This window comes from Flavobacterium hibernum (assembly GCF_000832125.1).
GTDB lineage: Bacteria > Bacteroidota > Bacteroidia > Flavobacteriales > Flavobacteriaceae > Flavobacterium > Flavobacterium hibernum.
The window spans coordinates 1-1,190 of record NZ_JPRK01000028.1 but is presented as its reverse complement, the minus strand read 5'-3'; the positions used below and the strand labels follow the sequence as shown (position 1 = coordinate 1,190).

2 protein-coding genes are annotated in these 1,190 nt (G+C 36.5%); both read left to right on the top strand.

The annotated features are described in order from the left end of the window. Window positions 1-894, top strand: an 894-nt coding sequence (locus IW18_RS23280; protein WP_240475595.1) for a phage baseplate assembly protein V, incomplete at its 5' end; no start/stop codon positions are given. A gap of 12 nt (window positions 895-906) precedes the next feature. Then, window positions 907-1,190: hypothetical protein (locus IW18_RS22530; RefSeq protein ID WP_041520467.1), on the top strand; the 284-nt coding region annotated here is incomplete at its 3' end.

Genomic DNA, 1,190 nt, shown 5'->3' with positions numbered 1-1,190 from the left:
TTTACGATTGTAAACGGAGTTGTAGAACACAATTTAGTTTGTATAGAAGCCACACATCACTCAGAAGTACATGGTAGTTATACCTGCGAATTTAAAGCCATTCCTAACGATGTTTCAGCTCCGCATTATACCAATACAGCCGTTTTTGCACATGCAGAAACTCAACCCGCAAAAATAAAAGACAATAACGACCCCGAAGGACTTGGACGTGTAAAAGTAGAATTCTTTTGGGGAATGGGAACCAAGACAAGCCAATGGATGAGAATGATTCAGCAACATGGCGGAGCAGGAAAAGGATCTTATTTTATACCCGAAATTGGAGAAGAAGTTTTAGTAGGTTTTGAAGGTGGAAATGCACAGTGTCCTTATGTAATGGGAACACAGTATAACGGAAAAGAATCTTCTGGTTATAACACTCCAAAAAATGATCTAAAGGTTACACGAACACGTTCCGGAATCATAATTATAATGAACGATGCCGATGGAAGCGTTTTAATCGAAGATCCAAGCGGAAATAAATATTTTATGGATGGAAAAGAAAACATCAAATTTTTTGCCCCAAAAACCATTGAACTTGAGGCAGGCGAAGATATTATTATGAAGGCTGGAAGAGATATGACTACCAATGTAGGAGTTAATAAAACAGATTCTATTGGCGGAAATCATAACGAGACCATTATTGGCTCAAAATACATTTCGATAGGTTTCAATTTTATGATTACAGTAGCGGGCAGTTTTAAAGAATATATAAAAGGAAAAATCGAGTCGCATACAGAAAAAGAACGAAAAGAAATTGGCATAAAAGGAATTGATTCTGCTAGCGAGGGCTCTATTAAAAAACATGCTCAGAAAAATTTGAATAATAACAGCGGAGAAAATTCAACGCACAACTAATACATTCGAAAAATGAGACTACGATATTCTGAAAGCGAGATTATAAAAACAACTGGTGGAGATCATGATATTTATTCTGAGGGGGATATTGCTACAACCGCAGGCGGAAAAATACAAGAATCTTGCGATGGAGAAACTTTTTTTGGAAATCCTGATGCAATACCTGAGCTAAAACTAGGTCAATATTTTAAAAAAGGATACTGGACCAATCATAAAGACGAACCTATAACTAGAGCTGTTTACGGGCAAAAACTTAGGTTTCATATCGAATTTGATTTAGAACACGCCACTATTGG